Origin of the sequence: Rhodococcus opacus B4, assembly GCF_000010805.1 — a bacterium.
GTDB classification, from domain to species: domain Bacteria; phylum Actinomycetota; class Actinomycetes; order Mycobacteriales; family Mycobacteriaceae; genus Rhodococcus_F; species Rhodococcus_F opacus_C.
The window spans coordinates 1,536,529-1,555,517 of record NC_012522.1; the positions used below are offsets into that span (position 1 = coordinate 1,536,529).

The following is an 18,989-nucleotide window of genomic DNA, read 5'->3' on the forward strand; positions in this document are numbered from 1 at the left end:
GGTTAAACGAGCAGGTGGGTGCGGAGACCGGGGTCGGTCGCCGCGTCGAGCAGGGTCAGGGCGAGGGCGAGCGCGCCGTCGACGGCCGCGCGGTCGGCCGCGGGTGCGGCACTGGCCGCGGCGAACTCGGCCTGATGGTTGACGGCGGGCGCGGAATCGATGCCGATGTAGGGATGGATCGCGGGAAGCACCTGCGAGACGTTGCCCATGTCGGTGGACGCCCGGTTCATCAGCGAGTCGGCGCCGGTGCGGAACACCCGGCCCAGTCCCTCCGCGTTCCGGACGTACGACGCGAGCAGCGCTTCGTCGGTGCGGAACTCCGAGTACGGTTCGCTCTCGGGGGCGATCGTCAGTTCGCAGCCGGTGGCGACGGCGCCGGCCTCGAAGCAGCGGGCGACCCGCGGTTCGACGCGGGCGAGTTCGTCGAGCGTCTCGGCGCGCACGTACCAGCGACCCTCGGTGCGCTGGGGTATGGCGTTGGGTGCTTCTCCCCCGCGCGTCATCATGCCGTGCACGCGGGTGGTCGACGGAAGCTGTTGCCGGAGCAGACCGATGGCGACCTGCGCGACGGTGAACGCGTCGGCCGCGTTGACACCCCGCTCCGGGTAGGCCGCGGCGTGCGCGGCCTTGCCGTCATACCGGATGTGGCTGTGGGACACCGCGTACGGCTCGGCGCGGGCGACGTCGACCGGGCCCGGGTGGGCCATGACGGCGGCGTGGACGCCCTCGAACGCCCCGCGTTTGAGCATGTCGATCTTGCCGCCCCCGCCTTCCTCGGCGGGGGTGCCGAGCACCGACAGGGTGATGCCGAGGTCGTCGACGAGCGGCGCGAGGGCCAGCGCCGTCCCCACCGAGATCGCGGAGATGACGTTGTGCCCGCAGGCGTGCCCGAGCCCCGGGAGCGCGTCGTACTCCGCGCACACCGCGAGATGCAGCGGCCCGGAGCCGACCTGCGCGCGGAACGCGGTGGGCAGCCCGACGTACTGCTGCTCCACCGTGAAACCAGCGTCCGAGAGCACCCCGGCGACCCGGACGCACGAGCGTTCCTCCTCCCACGCGACCTCCGGGTGTGCGTGAAGGTCGTGCGACAGGGCCAGGATCCGGTCTTCCGCGCGCCTGGCGCCCTCCCGGATTGCGGCATCGGCGGTCACAGGTCCCCCGGCACGCCGTAGGACGGTGCGGCCGTCGGGTCGACACCCCGCATCCGGTAGTCCCGCTTCTGCGGTTCCCACACCGTCCACAGCCGGCGTAGTTCGCCGGCCGGGTCGTCGTGCCAGTCGACGCGCAGGTCGGTGACGGGCCAGGGCACGTCCTCGACCACCTGCAGTCCCGCGGAGTGCACGGGCCCGGCCTCACCGCCTGCGGTGACGGCGGCGGTGAGACCGTCGAGCAGTCGGCCCTCGAACGTCGGGGCCGTGCTCGACACGTAGCCGAACAGCAGCGACCGGATGACGCCTTCGTCGCGGAGCATGTTGCCGGCGACGGCAGCGCCGCTACCCTGCGCGCTGCTGGAGATGCCCAGCGTCTGCGCACCCGAGTGCACCGCGGTGCCGCCGCCTGAATCCACGACGACGAGCTGCCGGTACTCCGGGAACTTCTCCTGCGCGAGCGCGGATTTCAGCGCGGTCTCCGCGTTCGCACCGGACGCGAGGGCGTCGAGGCCGATCGGTCCCAGTTGCGGATTGGTGACGTTCTGGGAGGCGACGACGCCGACGCCGGGCCGCACGTGCAGGCAGCGCGACGCCACGGCGGGGCTGGAGGAGCAGACGACCATCCCGAACGCGCCGCCCGGATCGCGGGCGACGAGCGAGAACGTCATGAGCTGATCACGGCCGTCGCGTCGATCTCGACGAGCCATTCGGGCCGGGCGAGGGCGTCGACGACGAGGCCGGTGGACACCGGGTGCACACCCTTCAGCCAGCGCCCGACCACCCGGTAGACCGCCTCCCGGTACCGGACGTCGACCAGGTAGATGGTGACCTTGACGACGTCCTCGAGGCGGCTGCCCGATTCCTTCAGCAGCATCGCGATATTCGCCATCGCCTTCTCGGCCTGGGCCTCGACGTCGCCGATTCCCACCGACTCACGAGTGTCGAGATCCTGCCCGATCTGCCCGCGGAGGTACACGACACCGCCTGCGACGACGGCCTGCGCGAGATCGTTGTCGAGGTTCTGTTCCGGGTACGTCTCGCGGGTGTTGAACGGGCGGATGCGGGTGTGGGTGGTCATGCCGCACCTCCGTCGACGTTGTCGGACAGTCCCGCCGCGGCCTTGACCAGGCCCAGCGGCCCGTCGAAGTCGAAGTTGCGGTACACGGCCGCGAGCTGCGCGAACGGCGGCGACTGGGCGAACAGCTGGAACGTCAGTCGGTGTCCCGCGTAGTCGCTGTTGAGCAGGTCGCGGGCGAATGCGAGAAGCTTGCGACGGTCGTCGGCCACCCAGTTGTCGTTGATGGAGTAGAACTTCTCCAGCCACGGCGCGACGTCCGGGTCGGCGAACGTGGCGGCGTCCGGGGTGATGCAGATCTGGCCGCCGCACAGTTCGCGGGCGACGTGCATCATCGCGGGCAGCTGGCTGAGCGCCATCACCCGGCCGGTGTAGAGCAGGGACTGGTTGGGCATGAGCAGTCCGCCGGGGCTGGGCTCGGCCAGCGAGATCGCGGCGGTCAGGTGGGCGTTGATCGTCTCCCGGTAGCAGGCGAGCTGGGCGAGCTTCTCCTGCACGGCCTGTTGCTTCTCGAGCCCGCTCTGCTTGACGTTCCACAGTGCGGAGCCGATCATCAGGTCGGCGAGGTGCAGGGTGCGCTGCACGAACGGGAACGCACTGTAGCGGTGCAGCGTGGATCGGATGAACGTGGCGGCGCGGGTGTGCCGGTAGAACAGCACGTCTTCCCAGGGGATCTCGACGTTGTCGAACACGACGAGGGACTCGACCTCGTCGACGCGGTTGGCGAGCGGATAGTCGGCGGCCGGTGCGCGGCCGGCGAACCCGTTGCGGGAGATGTACTTCAGCCCCGGAGCACCCATGTCGAGCACGAATCCGACGGCGTAGTCGGACAGTTCGCTGTTGCCCCAGTTAGCGATGGTCGGCTTGGTGAACGCCTGGTTGGAGTACGCGGCGGCGGTCTCGTACTTCGCGCCGCGGACGACGATGCCGTTGTCGGTCTCCTTCACGACGTGCAGCAGCATGTCGGGGTCCTGGTCCTGCGGAGCCTTGGACCGGTCGCCCTTGGGATCGGTGTTCGCCGACACGTGGAACGGATCCTCCCGCACCGACCGCTCGAGATGGCGGCGGATGTTCTCCGAGAAGCGCGGGTCCACCTCGTTGAGGACGTCCTGCCCGTCGAACAGCGACCACATCTCGCCGATGGTCTCGTCGCCGACGCGGGTGACCACTCCCCGGGTGTCGTCCAGAACGAGGTCGACGGCGGCACGCTTGTCGAGCCAGTCCTGCTGCGTGCGGGGCAGCTTGTTCGCGATGGCGTTGCGTTCGCCGGACTCGGGATCGACGTAGGTCATCGCGTCCTGCGTGGCCTCCTCGTGCGCGAGGTCGTAGATGCGGGCCCGAACGTCGACGATCGGCTTGAACATGGGATGGTCGGCGACGTCCTTGACACGTTCCCCGTCGACCCAGACCTCACGGCCGTCCCTGATGGACTCCCTGTATTCGTCTCCGGTGCGGATCATTTCGTGCTCCTGGTCCTCGGCGCGGGGTGTGCGTCCGGGTAGTCGGGAAAGATGGAAGGTTCGAATGCTGCGGGCTTGCTGTAGGTGTGGGAGGCGTACACGAGCGGTTCCCCGGGGTGTGCCTCCACGGCGGCGACGCGTCCGATGTAGATGCGGTGGGTGCCGGCCTCGATGACCTCGTGGACGCTGCAGTCGAACGACGCGATCGCGTCGTGGACACGCGGTGAGCCGGATTCGGCCACGGTCCAGTGCCCGCACGTGAAATCCCACCGCTGCTTACCGGGCCACGGCCGTCCGGCGAACGTGTCGGCGACGTGATCATGCTGGGTGGCAAGAACATTGACGCAGAAGACGCCGTTCTCGGAGATCGCGTCGTTGACGGGGCTGCGTCCGTGGAGGCAGACCAGCACCAGCGCCGGGTCGGCCGAGACGGAGCACATCGCGCTCACGGTCTGCGCGGCGCGCCCGCCGGGACCGTCGGTCGCAACGACGGTGACTCCGGTCGCGACGGCACTCATGGCCGTGATGAAGTTCGCGGTCGAGCTGTCCGGCGTCGGTGAGGCCACCGATGTTCGGGCCGTTGTTTCGACGGCGGAGTGAGGATCGGCGATCGGCATGACGGGCTCCTTTCTGTATGCGGTGAGCGAGGAGTTCGTGGCGTGGAACCAATCTTGGAGTCCGTGGCGAAATCTGTACAACACAGATAAGTGGAGCACTGCATAACGAAAATCGATGCAGCGGGAACGGGTGCCTCAGAGGTCCTCGACCAGCGATAATTCCTACATCAGCCGATGCGGACGGGGACGATCATGACGCCACTGCAGCGCTACATCGCCGAAGAGATCGCGATCGATCATGCGGACGGGTTGCTGACGCGCCGGGAGGCGCTGCGCAGACTCGGACTCATCGGCCTCGGCGTGGCAGCGGCCACCTCCCTCCTGGCCGCCTGTTCCACCGGCGGCGACGAGCAGTCGTCCACCTCGGCGCCGGTGACGCCCGGCGGGGCGACGCCCCCGCCACCGGGTGTGGCTGACGCAGTCGGCACCGAGGCTGTGACTTTCCCCGGTCCCGACGGACGGGAACTGCAGGGCGCCTGGGCCGAAGCGGCCGAACCTCGAGGGACGGTGCTCGTGATACACGAGAACAAGGGCCTGACCGACCACATCCGCTCGGTGGCGGGCCGATTCGCCGGTGCCGGCTACTCGGCGCTGGCCGTCGACCTACTGTCGGAGGAAGGCGGGACCGCGACGTTCACCGACCAGGCCCAGGCCACCGCCGCGCTGGCCACCGTGCCGCCGGAACGATTCGTCGCCGACATGAAGGCCGGGGTCGACGAACTCGGCCGCCGGGTACCGGACGAGAAGACGGCGGCGGTCGGGTTCTGCTTCGGCGGTGGGATGGTGTGGCAACTCCTCGCGTCCGGCGAACCGCGCCTGGCCGCGGCGGTCCCGTTCTACGGCCCCCTACCCGAGGGCGCGGACTTCTCCGGGTCGAAAGCCGCGGTCCTCGCCATCTACGCGGAGTTGGACGCGCGGGTGAACGCATCCCGCGACGCCGCCGCGGCGGCACTCACGAAGGCGGGGTTACCGCACGAGATCGTCACGGTCCCGGGTGCCGATCACGCATTCTTCAACGACACCGGGCCTCGGTACAACGCGGCCGCGGCGGCGGAGGCCTACGAACGCGTCCTCGCCTGGTTCGGCGAATACGTGGGGTGAGGCGGTCGCATCAGCAGCGCGGCGACGAGGAAGCAGACCGCGCCCACGAACGTCCCCAGGTCCGCGACCGTCGCGTTCTTCAGCACGTCGGTGCCGGGCACGATGAACGCGGCGACCGCGGACACCCCGAACGCCACCGACCCGATCATGTTCAGCCAGGTACTGCGCCAGTTCCGGGCGTGCGGGTCCCACAGCTTGTCGGTTTCGGTGGTGGCCACCACCGCCAGAGCGCTGGCGACGAGGAAGGCCGTCGACCCGAAGATGTCGGGCCGCCATCCCCACACCCGGTCCTGCTCGACGGTGAGCCCGTTGATGAGCGCCACCCCGGTACTGATGTTGAACAGCAGGGTGCCGACGAACTGGATCAGTGCGGCCCACCAGTCGTAGCGTTCGACCGTCTCGGAGTCGTCCCCGGGGACCGGTCTGCCACTGAGCCGCAACTGGATGAACCCGGCGGCGGTGAAGAACAGCGACCCGACGAAGTACGTGATGTTGTCGATCTCGGGGCCGACCGCGTGCCCGTACACCCGGGTGGCCGCCATCCCGAACAGGAAGGAGCCGACGACGAATCCCCAGGACTCCCGTCGTAGGCGCAACACCCGGCGCGGTGCGGAGGAGGCACGGTCCTTCGCCATCGTGACGTCCCCCTCATCCGTCGGCCCGGATTTCTCAGACTCTCCGAAGACTCGGTCCCGGTCAAGGCCGGGCGCCGAAATTCGGCTGCGAGTCCACGCGGGGTGTGCCAGGGTCGAACCATGACGAGCACCGGCGGAATCACGATCAGAACTGCGACCGAGCAGGACTGGCCGAAGATCGTCGTGCTCAACGAGATCTGCTTCGTGACACCGCAGACGGAGGAATTCACCGCGCACTGGAAGCAACTCGTCAGCGGTGAACCGCCGATCATCGCGCTGGACGGCGACGAGGTCGTCGGCGCGACGATGGACATTCCGATGGAAGTCACCGTTCCCGGCGGTGGCAGCGTCGCGGCGGCGGGCGTCACCGCGGTCACGGTAGCGCCCACTCACCGCCGACGTGGCATTCTCCGCGCGCTGTACACCGAACACCACGCACGGATCCGGGCGTCGGGCGCGCCGCTGTCGATTCTCACCGCCAGCGAGGGCGGCATCTACGGACGATTCGGTTACGGACCCGCCACCGTCGAGTCCACGGTGAGCATCGACCGCCGGTTCGCCGTCCCGCACCCGAAGGCCCCGGACCCGGGCGGTGTGCGGATGGTCCATCCCGCGCAGGCCCGGCCCGCGTTCACGGACGTGTACCACCGCTGGCAGCAGGTGACGCCGGGGGCGCAGGTGCGGCCGGAGATCGTGTGGAACCGGATCTTCGCCGACCGCGAGAGCGAACGGGGTGGCGGCACAGCATTGTTCGGGCTCGTCCACGACGACGGTTACGTGCTGTACCGCCGCGCCTCCGGCGACAACGGATCGTTCGCCCGGGTGGAGGAGATCCGCACGGTCACCTCCGACGCCCACGCCGCGCTGTGGCGGGCGATGCTCGGCCTCGACCTCGTGCGCCGCATCGAAGCGAACCTCACCCCGGAGGATCCGCTGCCCTATCTGCTCACCGACGGCCGGCTGGTGCGCACGTCGTCGCGTCACGACGAGTTGTGGGTGCGGATCATGGACGTCCCCGCCGCGCTGGAGGCCCGCACGTTCCGCGGCGACCTCGACGTGGTGGTGCAGGTCGACGACGGGTTCCTGGACGCCGGTGGCAGATTCTCCCTGTCCGTCCGGGACGGCAAGGCCGTGTGCACGCGGACCGACGCCACGCCGCACCTGGTCCTCGACCTGGACGTGCTCGGCAGCCTGTACCTCGGGGCGCACCGGGCGCGGACGTTCGCTGCGGCGAACCGGCTGTGGGCCGCCGACGCCGACGTTCTCGACCGGTTCGAGCACGCGTTCGGCTCCGGCCGCGACGCCCAGATGGGGTGGGCCTTCTAGCTTTCCGCCCAGTTTCTAGCCCGACGTCCGTGCCTGTTTCGCGAACACGGCCCGCGCCCGTTCGGCGACGGCGCGGGCCCGAGCCGTGCTCCGGACCCCCTTCAGCCGGGCCAGGACGACGGGGAGTCCGGGAACGTCGTCGGTGATCGGCAGTGTCGTGACCCTTCCGCCGTCGTATGTCCGGCCGTCGGCGGGCCGCTGGTTCAGTATCGAGAAGCCGTGTCCACGGGCGACGAGACCACGCACCGTTTCGTAACTCGCCGACCGGTAGCGGACCATCGGGGTCACCCCCGACCCCGACAGCATGGCGAGGAAATAGTCGCGGCTGCTCGGCAGGTCCAGCAGCACCATGGGTTCGCCCTCGAGGTCCGCGAGCGCGATCGCGTCGTGGCCCGCCAGCCGGTGGTCCGGGGGCAGGACGACGTGCGGTCGGGCGACGCCCAGCGTCTCCGTCTCCATGTCTTCGCCCAGTGCGAGGTCGTAGGTGAGGGCCAATTCCGCGGTGCCGTTCCGCAGTGCCGCCCGCACCGCCTCCGCCTGGGTCTCGACGACCTCCACCTCGAGGTCGGGGTGCTGATCGCGCAGGTCCGAGATGAGCGTCGGGAGGATGAACGGGGTGAGCGTGACGAAGCAGGCCAGGCGCACCGTCCCGCGGACGGTGTCCTCGTGGCCGCGCGCCGCGTCGAGGACCTCCCCGAGATGGGCGAGGACGCTGCGGGTGTCGCGGAGCATTTCCTCCCCCGCCGCCGTCAGCACGAGCCCGCGGGACCGTTGCCGGATGAACAGCTGGGTGCCGATCTGGTGCTCGAGCTGGGAGATCGCCGAAGACACCGCCGACTGCGCGACCATCAGTTCGTCGGCGGCCTTGGTCATGCTGGAGAAGTTCGCGGCCTCGACGAAATACCTGAGCTGGGTGAACGTCACGTCGGGTCGTCGTTGCATGCGCTCTCCTCGGGATCTGAGGCCACCAGGATCGCAGGTCTCCGACCGGGGAGCCACCTCCGACACCCGCGGCGGCCGTGGCCCCGTCAGCGGAGGTCGGCCTTCACGAGGCCGGGGTCCGGCTCGTCGTCGCGCACCGAACGCGGGACGCTCGCGGACCGCACCGGCTTGCCCCGCACGTAGCCGACGGCGCCGAGGAGCGCGAGCACGGCCAGCGTCCCGAGGGTGAAAACCTCGAACGTCGCCTGGCTCACGCCCCAGATCTCGTCGAAGTCGTAGTCCAGGCCGAACACCGATTCCAGCGTGCCGGGGAACACCGCCACCCACGACCCGAGCAGCACCCAGGCGAAGCAGAGGGAGCCGAGGACGCGGAAGCCGACGTTTCCGGTGGGCACCCGGAAGGGCCGGGCGACGTCCGGGAACCGCGTGCGCAACCGGACGGCCGACGGGATGACGATCAGGTAGCTGAGCAGGAACGTCGAGATCGAGATCGTCAGCACCACCGCGAAGACGGAACCGCCGGAGCCGGTGATCTGCATCGCCGCGATCATGAAGACGGTGGCGACGAGCCCGGACAGGAAGTTGACGCGCACCGGCGTTCCGAGTCGGGGATGGAACCGGCCGAAGAATCCGCCGAAGAAGGCGCCGTCGGCCGCGGCCATCGCCTGCATGCGGTCGCTGATGATCATCCACGCCGCACCCTGGGTCATCAGGATCACCGCGAAGATCACCCCGGTCACCGTCAGCATGGCGGGCGCGGCAGGTCCGTAGACGCTGTACACGGTTGCGACCGCCTCGAGGAGGCCGCCGACACCGGTGATGTCGTCCGCGGGCACGACGAGGAGGATCGCGAAGATCGGCAGCAGGTAGGACGCGGCGGCGATGGCGCAGGCGCGGGCGATGGAGATCGGGACGTCGCGGGCGGGGTTCTTCATCTCGCCGGCGGCACTGTTCCCGGATTCGAAACCGAGGTAGGAGAACAGCAGCAACGGCGTGACGCCGAGGAGTCCGGTGAGGGTGGGGCTGAAGTCTCCGGCGGAGATGCCGGCGAAACCGTTCTTCGCGGCGTAGATCCCGGTGGTGACGAGGAAGAACAGCAGGAACACGATTTTCAGGAACGCGCCGACTGTCGGAATCCATTTGCCCCGTGCGAGACTCACCACGGCCGCGAGCACCGTCAGCCAGATGAAGACGAGTTTGAACAGATAGTCCGTCACCGAGCCCTCCTCGAAGTCGGTGACGTAGTGGTTCCACGTCTCGGCGGCGATGAACGCCATCGACCCGCCGACCCACACGGGCTGGGTCACCCACGTCAGCAGCGACGCGAGCGCGGCGAGGGGACGGCCGAACGCTCGCCGGACCCACACGTAGACGCCGCCCTCGCCGGTGAACGTGCTGCCGATCTCGGCGAAGATCAGCCCGTACGGCAGGAGGAAGAACACGGCGAGCACGAGCGCCCAGGTGAACGTCTCCGCGCCGAACGTGGAGACCTGGCCGAGGACCTCGACCGACACCACCGCCGCGACGATGAGGAAGACGATGTCGAAACGACCGAGGGACTTCTTGAGATGTTGCGTCTGTTCGTCCGCCAGGGCGGTGGGGGTGTTGTCGCTCATCGATGTACCTCGTTGCTGGAGTCGATAGGAATGCGTCTGCGTACTACCGCTTTTCGACCGGCGCGGTATCAGTCTTCGGCGGTAAACGCTGCAGTGATGCCGGTCACTACTCTCGTCCGCACCCGGCAAATCTGTACAGCACAAAGATCCGGGGTAGTGCATCAGTTCTGCAGATGCCAGGTCTCCCGCAAATCCTCGCCCCGCAGCTCTAGTCCGCGGCGAACTCGGCGATGGAGCACGACAGCACGGTCTCGAGATAGCGAAGGACGCTGTTCCGTGCGGTCCACGGCTCGATGCGCCGGTTCCGCGCGATGATGTGGAGGCCGTAGGCGTCCTCGAGGCTCACCGCCGTGCGGGCGATCTCCTCGGTGGGCATCGAGGGCGTGAACACGCCCTGGGACCGGCCTATCTCGAGCACGGTGCTGTACAGCGACACCTCCAGGTCGAACAGCGTCGACAGCAGTGCGGAGTGCGTCCCGTTGCGGCTCGCGTGGAGATGCAGTTCGTACAGGACCGTGCACAAAGGGTCGTCGGCGGCATCGGGAATGCCCAGGCGCACCGTGGTGCGCAGCCGCTCGACCGGATCGGCGAGGTCCTGCACCGCGTCGTGCCTGCGCCGGTAGAACCGGTCGACTGCGTGCTCGTGCACCTCGACGAGCAGATCCTCGAGCGACGGGTAGTAGTAGCTGACCAGACCCGCCGACAGGCCCGCCTCCTCCGCGACGTCCTTGATGCGCAGCCCGGTCATGCCCCGCTTGGTGATCGCGGTGGTGGCCGCCGAGACCATCTCACTTCGCCGGATTCCCTGCCGCTTCGGACGTGCCATGACCACCATTATTGATGAACTTCATCAATAAACAAGTGGCAATCGGAGCGGTATTTCGCTGACCAAGCCTGGACTTTCCGCATTCGATCGGTAATTATTTGAGACAGATCGCAAAGAATCGCCCGTCTCGGCGACCGTGGAACGGCCAGCCAGCCGCGTGCGCAGGCCGCCACAGCGAACCCACTCCCCGCCTCCAGTCAGGAACCCACCGTGCGTGATCCGCGATACGACATCCTGTTCGAACCGGTCAAGATCGGACCGGTCACCGCCCGCAACCGGTTCTTCCAGGTCCCCCACTGCAACGGCATGGGCTACCGGGACCCGTCCGGCGAGGCCTACATGCGCCGAGTCAAGGCCGAGGGCGGCTGGGCGGTCGTCTGCACCGAGCAGGTCGAGATCCACCCCACCTCGGACATCGGCCCGTTCATCGAACTGCGCCTGTGGGACGATCAGGACCTGCCCGCCCTCACCAGGATCTCCGAGAAGATCCACGAGGGCGGCTCCCTCGCAGGCATCGAACTCGCCCACAACGGCCTGAACAGCCCCAACCTGATCAGCCGCGAGACGCCGCTCGGCCCGCAGAACCTGCCCGTCGTCTCCTGGAACTACGACCCCGTCCAGGCCCGGGAGATGACCAAGTCGGACATCGCGGACCTCCGGCACTGGCACAAGGAGGCGGTGCGCCGGTCACTGAAGGCCGAATACGACATCGTCTACGTGTATGCCGGGCACGCGATCGGCGGCCTGCACCACTTCCTGTCCCGCCGCTACAACAACCGGACGGACGAGTACGGCGGCAGCCTGACCAACCGGGTGCGCCTGCTCCGCGAGATCCTCGAGGATTCACGCGAGGTCGCCGACGGCAAGGCCGCGGTCGCGTGCCGCATCTCCGTCGACGAACTCCTCGGCGACGAGGGAATCACCCGCAGCGAGATCGAGGACGTGATCGGCCTGCTCGGCGAGACCCCGGACCTGTGGGACTTCGTGCTCGGCAGCTGGGAGGACGACTCCGTCACCTCGCGGTTCGGACCCGAGGCGGAGCAGGAACCGTACGTTCGGGGACTGAAGCAGCTCACCACCAAACCCGTCGTCGGCGTCGGCCGCTTCACCTCGCCCGACACGATGCTGCACCAGGTGAAGAGCGGCATCCTCGACTTCATCGGGGCGGCCCGCCCGTCGATCGCCGACCCGTTCCTGCCCCGCAAGATCGAGGAAGGGAACCTCGAGGACATCCGGGAATGCATCGGCTGCAACATCTGCGTGTCCGGTGACTTCACGATGTCGCCGATCCGCTGCACGCAGAACCCGACGATGGGTGAGGAGTTCCGTCGCGGGTGGCACCCGGAGCGGATCAAGGTCCGCTCGAGTGAGTCGAACGTGCTCGTGGTCGGCGCGGGTCCGGCCGGACTCGAGGCGGCACGCGCCCTCGGGCAACGCGGCTACAACGTCAGCCTCGCCGAGGCGAGCCGGCAACTCGGTGGCCGGGTGACCCGTGAGTCGAAGCTGCCCGGGCTGTCCGCCTGGATCCGGGTGGTGGACTACCGGCAGCAGCAGCTCCGCACGCTGTCGAACGTCGACGTGTTCATGGAGAGCGAGATGACCGCCGACGACGTCATCGACAACGACTTCCACCACGTGGTCGTCGCCACCGGTTCCAGTTGGCGCCGCGACGGTGTCGGCCGGTGGCACACCCACGCCGTTCCCGTCGACGAGCACGCCGACGTCCTGACACCGGACGACGTGATGGCGGGGCTACGACCCGCGGGCAACAAGGTGGTGCTCTTCGACGACGACCACTACTACCTCGGGGCGGTCGTCGCCGAACTCCTGGCGAAGGAGGGATTCGACGTCACCCTGATCACGCCGGCCGCGCACGTGTCGCAGTGGACGACGAACACCATGGAGGTGGTCCGCATCCGCAAGCGAATCATCAAGGCCGGGGTGCACGTTCAGGTGAACCGCGCCGCCACGGCGGTCACGCCGGACGGTGTCCGCACCGTGTGCGCCTTCACCGGAGACGAACAGTTCGTCGAGGCGGACGGCGTCGTCCTCGTCACGGCCCGACTTCCGCACGACGGGTTGTTCCACGACCTGCAGTCGCGCGAATCCGAATGGGCCGCCGCCGACCTGCGCAGCGTCCGCGGCATCGGCGACGCGTGGGCGCCGTCCACCATCGCGGCGGCCGTCTGGTCCGGGCATCGGTACGCCGAGGAACTGGAGGAGCCACCCGCACCGGGACCGGTCGCGTTCCGCCGGGAAGTCACCGGCCTGTCCATCGAACCCGTCCGCACCCTGTCCGTCCCCCCGCTCGTCAACGCACAGAACTGAGGAGTCCCACCATGACCGCAGTACACCCGATCCCCACCGGCGCCGAGAACGTCGCGGCGATGACCCCCAGCGCCTACGTCACCGCGGACACGCTCCGGGCCGGCGATCCCCGGGAACACGAAATGGTCCACCTGAGCAGCGGCGACGAGAAGTTCACCGTCGGCTCGTGGCGCGCCGAGCCCTACCGCGAGTTCATCGAGTGCTACCCGGGCGACGAATACACCCGGGTACTGGAGGGTTCCGTGACGTTGACGTCGGACGACGGGGTCGCGCACACGTTCGGCCCCGGCGACGCGTTCACGCTGACCAGGGGGTGGCGCGGGGAGTACCGCGTCGACGAACCGCTGCTCAAGCAGTTCGCCATCTACGTTCCCTGACCACCACTTTCGAGCACGAGGATGACGATGCCTGATCCGACCACACTCGACGACTGGACAGTTCGCGCCGCGACGATCACGCCGCGCCGCGAACTGTTCGTCGACGGCGCATTCCGTCCCGCCAAGTCGGACGAGACGTTCGATTCGATCAACCCGGCGACCGGCGAACTACTCGCCCGGGTGTCCGCCGCGGACGCCCCCGATGTCGACGTGGCGGTCCGGTCGGCGCGGGAGGCGTTCGACTCGGGCATCTGGTCGCGCAGCCCGGCGTCGCACCGCAAACGGGTCCTGCTCCGGCTCGCCGAGCTGATCCTCGAGCACCGCCACGAGCTCGCCCTGCTCGACTCCCTCGACATGGGCAAGCTCGTGGTGGAGGCGCTTAACGTCGATGTTCCATCGGCCGCAGAACTTTTCACGTTCTACGCCGAGGCCCTCGACAAGGTCGGCGGGGAGATCGCGCCCACCGATCCGGGAAGTCTCGCGCTCGTCTCCCGCGAGCCGCTCGGGGTCGTCGCCGCCGTGGTGCCGTGGAACTTTCCACTCGATCTGGCGGTGTGGAAGCTGGCGCCCGCCCTCGCCGCCGGAAACAGCGTCATCGTCAAGCCCGCCGAGCAGGCCCCGCTGTCGGTGTTGCGGCTGGCCGAACTCGCGGCCGAGGCGGGCCTTCCGGACGGCGTCCTGGGTGTTCTTCCCGGGCTCGGCGCCACCGCAGGGGCGTCGCTGGGCCTGCATCCCGACGTCGACGTCGTCGCGTTCACCGGCTCGACCGCGACCGGGAAGCGGTTCCTCCGGTACGCGGCGGACTCGAATCTGAAGCAGGTCTGGCTCGAATGCGGCGGCAAGAGCCCGAATCTCGTGTTCGCCGACGCCGATCTCGACGAGGCCGTGGAGAAGGCCGTGTTCGGCGCCTTCTACAACCAGGGGGCGGTGTGCTCGGCCAACTCCCGCCTGCTGGTCCAGGAGTCGGTCGCCGAGCAGGTGACCGAGGCCCTCGTCCGGCGGGCGTCGTCGATCCGGCCCGGAAACCCGCTCGACCCCGCGTCGACGCTGGGCGCGATCGTCGACGAGAAGCACACCGAGACGGTCGCCGGTTTCATCGAGCGCGCCCGCCCCGACAGCCGGGTGTTGCTCGGCGGCAACCGCACCACCGTCGACGGGCGGGGTTGCTTCATCGAACCGACGATCCTCGGCGACCTCGCCCCGACCGCCGAGGTCGTGACCCAGGAGGTGTTCGGACCCGTCCTCACCGTCCAGACGTTCACCGACGAGTCCGACGCCGTCCGCATGGCCAACGACAGCATCTACGGGCTGGCGGCCTCGGTGTGGACGGAGAACCTGAACCGGGCCCACCGCGTCTCCTCCGCACTGAGGGCCGGAACCGTGTCGGTCAACACCGTCGACGCCATCAGCGCGCAGACCCCGTTCGGCGGGTTCAAACAGTCCGGTTTCGGCCGCGACCTGTCCCTGCACGCGATGGACAAGTACACCGGGCTGAAGACGACCTGGATCCGGCTGCGGTAGTGAGCGGGCGGACGTACCTTTCAGCGCACCCGAGGCGCCGGGAGGTACATTCGCCCCGAAACGTGGCACCCCACGCCACCGGGTCGAGCCGCTAAGCTGGCGCCATGTTTGCCCTCGCCCCTTCGGAACCGGATCCTCGATTGCGTTGTGCCACAGCACTTCAAGGCACCACCTCCACAATGGAGACGGTCGCGGTCCGCCGGCTCGACGCGACCGACTGGGATGCGGTGCTCCGGATCTACTCCGAGGGGATCGCGACGCGACGGGCGACGTTCGACACGCAGACCCCCACCCGGTCCGAACTGGACGCGCGGTGGCTGGACGGACACCGGTGGGTGGCCGAGGTGGACGGGACGGTCGCCGGGTGGGCGACCCTCTCCCCCGTGTCGTCGCGGCGCTGCTTCCGCGGGGTGGCGGAGAACTCCGTGTACACGGCCGGGGAGTTCCGCGGCGTGGGCGTCGGGACCGCGCTGATGCGGCGGCTCATCGACGAGGCCGATTTCTCGGGCATCTGGACGCTGCAGGCCTCGGTGCTCGCCGTCAACGCGGGATCGATCGCCCTGCACCACGCGGTCGGCTACCGGACGGTCGGGATGCGGGAGCGGCTCGCGCAGATCGACGGCGTCTGGCACGACAGCGTCCTGCTCGAGCGCCGCCGGGACACCTGACACCACGACGAACCGGGCATACCGTGGAGGGATGCTCCCCATCGTCGATCTCGCCGAACTGGACACCCCGGCCGGGCGGGAACGGTTGCGGGAAATCACCCACCACGTGGGTTTCTTCTACCTCGACGGGCACGGCGTGGACCGGGAAGTGCTCGACCGCGTGTTCACGGTCGCACGGGAGTTCTTCGCGCTGTCCGAGGACTCCAAACAGTCCATCGCGATGCTGAACAGCCCGCACTTCCGCGGCTACAACCGCGTGGGCGGTGAGCTGACCAACGGCGAGACCGACTGGCGCGAACAGATCGACATCGGTCCCGAACGGCAGCCGATCCCCGGCGCCGCCGACTACCTGCGGCTCCAGGGTCCCAATCAGTGGCCTACCGACCTGCCCGATCTCGAGAAGACGATCGAGGCCCTCGACGCCGCCCTCGCCGACGTCGGGATGCGGCTGCTCCGGAACTGGGCCGCGTCACTCGACGCCGACCCGGCGATCTTCGACGACGCGTTCGCGCACGCCCCCGCCACGCTGATCAAGGTCGTCCGCTATCCGGCACGGCCGAGCGCAGACCACACCGGCGAACAGGGTGTGGGCGCCCACAAGGACTCGGGTGTGCTGACCATGCTGCTCCTCGAACCGGGATCGTCGGGACTGCAGGTGGAGACGGAGGACGGCGACTGGATCGACGCACCCGCCCGGACCGGGTCGTTCGTCGTGAACATCGGAGAACTGCTCGAGGTCGCGACCGGTGGCTACCTGCGGGCCACCCGGCATCGGGTGCTCACACCCGCCGGTGCACCCGAGCGGCTGTCGGTGCCGTACTTCCTCAATCCCGCTCTGGACGCGACGGTCCCGGTGATCACCCTGCCGCCGCACCTCGCCGCGCGAGCCCGCGGAATCGAGATGGACCCATCGAACCCGCTCTACAACACGTACGGCGAGAACGCATGGAAGAGCCGCACCCGCGCCCACCCGGACGTCTACGCGCGCTGGTACCCGGACGAGGCGGAACCGGGGTAAAAGTCCCGCCACCACCGGGAGTAATGTTCCCGCAGTGTTGCTCCTGACCTCTCGGCGTTACGTCGACCTCCGCCTGCAGGCGAGTGCCATCTGTCCGCGCTCGCGCTGACGCACCGCTTCACTTCAGGACTCTCTCTCTCGCCGTACCCGCCCCACCGGGCGAAGTCTCACGGCCCCATGCGAAAGGCACACCCATGCCCAGCCCCGCGCTGTCCACGCGCGCCGAGACCACCTCTCGGCGCCGACTCCCCCAGTGGGCCACGTCGTTCGGCCCCCAGATCGTCACCGGACTCGTCGTCGGCGTCGTCCTCGGTCTCGTCGCCCGCGCCATGCCCGTCGCCGCCGACGGCAACGAGAACTGGCTCGTCGGAACCGTCCACACCATCGGATCCAGCTATGTGAAATTGCTTACCGTCGCGGTGATTCCGCTGGTGTTCACGGCCATCGTCAGCTCGATCGCCAACCTGCGCGAGGTGGCCAACGCCGCACGCCTGGCCGTGCAGACGCTGCTGTGGTTCGCGATCACCGCGTTCATCGCCGTGATCATCGGGATCGTCGTCGGGTCGATCACCCAGCCCGGAGCCCGCACCGGCGTCAGCGCGGCCACCGAAAGGGCGCCCGGCACCACCGGTTCGTGGTGGGCGTTCATCACCGGACTGGTCCCCAGCAACTTCCTCGGCCTGAACGCGAAGACCACCGTCACCGAGGGCGCGGCCAGTACGTCGCTGAGCTTCAACGTGCTGCAACTGCTCGTCGTCGCGGCCGCGATCGGCATCGCCGCCCTGAAGGTCGGGGCCAAAGCCGAACCGTTCCTGCAGTTCAACGCGTCACTCCTCGCCATCGTGCAGAAGGTGCTGTGGTGGATCATCCGTCTCGCACCGATCGGGACCGCGGCACTGATCGCGAACGCCGTCGCCACGTACGGCTGGGATGCCATCGGCTCGCTCGGCTGGTTCACCGCCGCCGTGTACGTCGGCCTGGCCATCGTGTTCTTCGTCGTCTACCCCGTCCTGATCCGCGCGCACGGTCTGTCGGTGCGCGCCTTCTATTCCGGCGTGTGGCCTGCCACACAACTCGGCTTCGTGTCGCGGTCGTCGATCGGCACCCTGCCCCTCACCGAGCGGGTCACCGAACGCAATCTCGGTGTCCCCCGCGAGTACGCGTCGTTCGCGGTTCCGCTCGGGTCGACCACCAAGATGGACGGGTGCGCCGCGATCTACCCCGCGATCGCAGCGATCTTCGTCGCCGAATTCTACGGTGTGCCTTTGTCGTTCACCGACTACCTGCTGATCATCGTCGTCTCGGTCATCGGGTCCGCGGCCACCGCCGGCACCACCGGCGCGACGGTCATGCTGACACTCACGCTGTCGACCCTGGGCCTTCCCCTCGCCGGCGTGGGGCTGCTGCTCGCGGTCGAACCGATCGTCGACATGGGCCGCACCGCGGTGAACGTGACCGGTCAGGCCCTCGTCCCGACCATCGTCGCCAAGCGGGAGGGCATCCTCGACGAGTCCCGCTACAACGCCGAGCGGAACGGCGACCCCTTCGCCGACGACGACACCGCCGTCGCGGCATAGCAAAGGCAAGACGACAGCCTTCCGCACGTGGAAGGCTGTCGTCATGGCCGACCTCAGCGAGATCAAGCGACGGATCGTCACGCAATTCCAGCGGCACGTCGCCAACCCGCTCTCCACGCGACTGTCGAGCCAGACCCTCCTCGAGACCACCGGCCGGGTGAGCGGGCAGCCCCGCGTCACGCCCATCGGCGGCCGGCGCGCTGGCACCGAGTTCTGGCTGGTGTCCGAATTCGGGGAGAAGTCGAACTACATCCGCAACATCCGTGCGAACAACGCCGTTCGCCTGCGGATCCACGGCCGGTGGCACACGGGCACGGCGACGCCGCTACCCGACGACGACACCCGGGCGCGGCTGGCGCAGCTGCCCCGGATGAACAGCACCGCCGTCCGCGCGGTCGGTACCGACCTCCTGACGGTCCGGATCGACCTCGCCGACTGAGCCCAGACCGCGGGCTGCCGGGTCATGCACGTTTTGCGGCCTGGCCAGGTGTGATGTTCGCAACTGCACGTTCGGTCCGCACGCCGGGCGCGGATTTGCTACCGCTCGTCGTGCTGTGGCCGAGCAGCTTGCAGTAAAGACTTAGCCTCGGCTAATCTGCGGTTTCGCGTGGACATGCCAAAGTCCGCATTTCAGACAACGACGTCTGCCTCACCGGCGCATCGGTACGGGGCCGGTTCTCTGCCGTGATCCTCTCGCCGACGCCACCCGTGCGCCCAGCACGGACCCCTATTCGGCGAGTATCGCGAGGAG

General features: G+C 68.6%; 18 protein-coding genes. 9 read left to right on the forward strand and 9 right to left on the reverse strand.

Features of this window, described 5'->3' with window-relative positions; translation table 11 throughout:
* Positions 1-2 precede the first annotated feature (2 nt).
* Genes ROP_RS07190 through ROP_RS07210 form a run of 5 tightly spaced genes read right to left on the reverse strand, consistent with a single transcriptional unit; the run spans position 3 to position 4,303 of the window.
* Complete coding sequence (locus ROP_RS07190; RefSeq protein WP_012688671.1) at positions 3-1,151, reverse strand: M20 family metallopeptidase; 1,149 nt, start codon at positions 1,149-1,151, stop codon at positions 3-5.
* The gene (locus ROP_RS07195; RefSeq protein ID WP_012688672.1) at positions 1,148-1,819 is read right to left on the reverse strand and encodes a DUF1028 domain-containing protein; all 672 of its coding nucleotides are present in this window, start codon (positions 1,817-1,819) and stop codon (positions 1,148-1,150) included. Before ROP_RS07195 ends, ROP_RS07190 begins: the two co-directional genes overlap by 4 nt.
* Positions 1,816-2,229, reverse strand: a complete 414-nt coding sequence (locus ROP_RS07200; RefSeq protein WP_012688673.1) for a RidA family protein — start codon at positions 2,227-2,229, stop codon at positions 1,816-1,818. Before ROP_RS07200 ends, ROP_RS07195 begins: the two co-directional genes overlap by 4 nt.
* Positions 2,226-3,686 (reverse strand): 4-hydroxyphenylacetate 3-hydroxylase family protein, encoded by a 1,461-nt coding sequence (locus tag ROP_RS07205; protein WP_012688674.1) that lies wholly within the window; start codon positions 3,684-3,686, stop codon positions 2,226-2,228. The genes ROP_RS07200 and ROP_RS07205 overlap by 4 nt, the downstream gene beginning before the upstream one ends.
* A complete protein-coding gene (locus ROP_RS07210) occupies positions 3,683-4,303 on the reverse strand; it encodes a flavin reductase family protein (RefSeq protein WP_043824355.1) in 621 nt (206 codons plus the stop codon). Before ROP_RS07210 ends, ROP_RS07205 begins: the two co-directional genes overlap by 4 nt.
* A gap of 192 nt (positions 4,304-4,495) precedes the next feature.
* Here ROP_RS07210 and ROP_RS07215 point away from each other — a divergent pair, with 192 nt between their 5' ends.
* On the forward strand, positions 4,496-5,404 hold the full coding sequence (locus ROP_RS07215; protein ID WP_043826336.1) for a dienelactone hydrolase family protein: 909 nt from the start codon (positions 4,496-4,498) through the stop codon (positions 5,402-5,404).
* On the opposite strand, the gene ROP_RS07220 is transcribed toward ROP_RS07215, so the two are convergent.
* Positions 5,362-6,039, reverse strand: a complete 678-nt coding sequence (locus tag ROP_RS07220; protein ID WP_012688677.1) for a YrhK family protein — start codon at positions 6,037-6,039, stop codon at positions 5,362-5,364. The genes ROP_RS07215 and ROP_RS07220 overlap by 43 nt on opposite strands.
* A gap of 120 nt (positions 6,040-6,159) precedes the next feature.
* On the opposite strand from ROP_RS07220, the gene ROP_RS07225 reads away from it, so the two are divergent.
* Entirely contained in the window at positions 6,160-7,365 is a 1,206-nt protein-coding gene (locus ROP_RS07225; protein ID WP_012688678.1) for an enhanced intracellular survival protein Eis, read from the forward strand.
* A 15-nt stretch (positions 7,366-7,380) separates the two neighbouring features.
* On the opposite strand, the gene ROP_RS07230 is transcribed toward ROP_RS07225, so the two are convergent.
* The 3 genes from ROP_RS07230 to ROP_RS07240 all read right to left on the reverse strand — a co-directional run bounded on the left by ROP_RS07230 (position 7,381) and on the right by ROP_RS07240 (position 10,749).
* Positions 7,381-8,307 (reverse strand): LysR family transcriptional regulator, encoded by a 927-nt coding sequence (locus tag ROP_RS07230; RefSeq protein ID WP_012688679.1) that lies wholly within the window; start codon positions 8,305-8,307, stop codon positions 7,381-7,383.
* A gap of 86 nt (positions 8,308-8,393) precedes the next feature.
* Positions 8,394-9,923, reverse strand: coding sequence for an APC family permease (locus ROP_RS07235; protein WP_012688680.1), 1,530 nt, complete (start codon positions 9,921-9,923; stop codon positions 8,394-8,396).
* A gap of 208 nt (positions 9,924-10,131) precedes the next feature.
* Positions 10,132-10,749 carry a TetR/AcrR family transcriptional regulator gene (locus tag ROP_RS07240; protein WP_043826338.1) on the reverse strand — a complete coding sequence of 206 codons (618 nt, stop codon included), beginning with the start codon at positions 10,747-10,749 and terminating at the stop codon, positions 10,132-10,134.
* A gap of 210 nt (positions 10,750-10,959) precedes the next feature.
* On the opposite strand from ROP_RS07240, the gene ROP_RS07245 reads away from it, so the two are divergent.
* From ROP_RS07245 to ROP_RS07275, 7 genes are all read left to right on the forward strand, one after another.
* A complete protein-coding gene (locus ROP_RS07245) occupies positions 10,960-13,077 on the forward strand; it encodes an FAD-dependent oxidoreductase (protein ID WP_012688682.1) in 2,118 nt (705 codons plus the stop codon).
* An 11-nt stretch (positions 13,078-13,088) separates the two neighbouring features.
* Positions 13,089-13,454, forward strand: a complete 366-nt coding sequence (locus ROP_RS07250) for a cupin domain-containing protein (protein ID WP_012688683.1) — start codon at positions 13,089-13,091, stop codon at positions 13,452-13,454.
* A gap of 27 nt (positions 13,455-13,481) precedes the next feature.
* Positions 13,482-14,975, forward strand: a complete 1,494-nt coding sequence (locus ROP_RS07255) for an aldehyde dehydrogenase (protein ID WP_012688684.1) — start codon at positions 13,482-13,484, stop codon at positions 14,973-14,975.
* Positions 14,976-15,154: 179 nt separating this feature from the next.
* Positions 15,155-15,643 (forward strand): GNAT family N-acetyltransferase, encoded by a 489-nt coding sequence (locus ROP_RS07260; protein ID WP_012688685.1) that lies wholly within the window; start codon positions 15,155-15,157, stop codon positions 15,641-15,643.
* Between the two features lie 31 nt (positions 15,644-15,674).
* A complete protein-coding gene (locus tag ROP_RS07265; RefSeq protein ID WP_012688686.1) occupies positions 15,675-16,661 on the forward strand; it encodes an isopenicillin N synthase family dioxygenase in 987 nt (328 codons plus the stop codon).
* A 194-nt stretch (positions 16,662-16,855) separates the two neighbouring features.
* Complete coding sequence (locus tag ROP_RS07270) at positions 16,856-18,238, forward strand: dicarboxylate/amino acid:cation symporter (RefSeq protein WP_043824358.1); 1,383 nt, start codon at positions 16,856-16,858, stop codon at positions 18,236-18,238.
* A 43-nt stretch (positions 18,239-18,281) separates the two neighbouring features.
* Positions 18,282-18,677, forward strand: a complete 396-nt coding sequence (locus tag ROP_RS07275) for a nitroreductase/quinone reductase family protein (RefSeq protein ID WP_012688688.1) — start codon at positions 18,282-18,284, stop codon at positions 18,675-18,677.
* Positions 18,678-18,989: the final 312 nt, after the last annotated feature.

Bases quoted from the DNA above. Each gene is read 5' to 3' on its own strand.
- ROP_RS07195 (WP_012688672.1), bottom strand. From the start codon at position 1,819: ATGACGTTCTCGCTCGTCGCCCGCGATCCGGGCGGCGCGTTCGGGATG.
- ROP_RS07200 (WP_012688673.1), bottom strand. From the start codon at position 2,229: ATGACCACCCACACCCGCATCCGCCCGTTCAACACCCGCGAGACGTAC.
- ROP_RS07205 (WP_012688674.1), bottom strand. From the start codon at position 3,686: ATGATCCGCACCGGAGACGAATACAGGGAGTCCATCAGGGACGGCCGT.
- ROP_RS07210 (WP_043824355.1), bottom strand. From the start codon at position 4,303: ATGCCGATCGCCGATCCTCACTCCGCCGTCGAAACAACGGCCCGAACA.
- ROP_RS07215 (WP_043826336.1), top strand. From the start codon at position 4,496: ATGACGCCACTGCAGCGCTACATCGCCGAAGAGATCGCGATCGATCAT.
- ROP_RS07220 (WP_012688677.1), bottom strand. From the start codon at position 6,039: ATGGCGAAGGACCGTGCCTCCTCCGCACCGCGCCGGGTGTTGCGCCTA.
- ROP_RS07225 (WP_012688678.1), top strand. From the start codon at position 6,160: ATGACGAGCACCGGCGGAATCACGATCAGAACTGCGACCGAGCAGGAC.
- ROP_RS07230 (WP_012688679.1), bottom strand. From the start codon at position 8,307: ATGCAACGACGACCCGACGTGACGTTCACCCAGCTCAGGTATTTCGTC.
- ROP_RS07235 (WP_012688680.1), bottom strand. From the start codon at position 9,923: ATGAGCGACAACACCCCCACCGCCCTGGCGGACGAACAGACGCAACAT.
- ROP_RS07240 (WP_043826338.1), bottom strand. From the start codon at position 10,749: ATGGCACGTCCGAAGCGGCAGGGAATCCGGCGAAGTGAGATGGTCTCG.
- ROP_RS07250 (WP_012688683.1), top strand. From the start codon at position 13,089: ATGACCGCAGTACACCCGATCCCCACCGGCGCCGAGAACGTCGCGGCG.
- ROP_RS07255 (WP_012688684.1), top strand. From the start codon at position 13,482: ATGCCTGATCCGACCACACTCGACGACTGGACAGTTCGCGCCGCGACG.
- ROP_RS07260 (WP_012688685.1), top strand. From the start codon at position 15,155: ATGGAGACGGTCGCGGTCCGCCGGCTCGACGCGACCGACTGGGATGCG.
- ROP_RS07265 (WP_012688686.1), top strand. From the start codon at position 15,675: ATGCTCCCCATCGTCGATCTCGCCGAACTGGACACCCCGGCCGGGCGG.
- ROP_RS07270 (WP_043824358.1), top strand. From the start codon at position 16,856: ATGCCCAGCCCCGCGCTGTCCACGCGCGCCGAGACCACCTCTCGGCGC.
- ROP_RS07275 (WP_012688688.1), top strand. From the start codon at position 18,282: ATGGCCGACCTCAGCGAGATCAAGCGACGGATCGTCACGCAATTCCAG.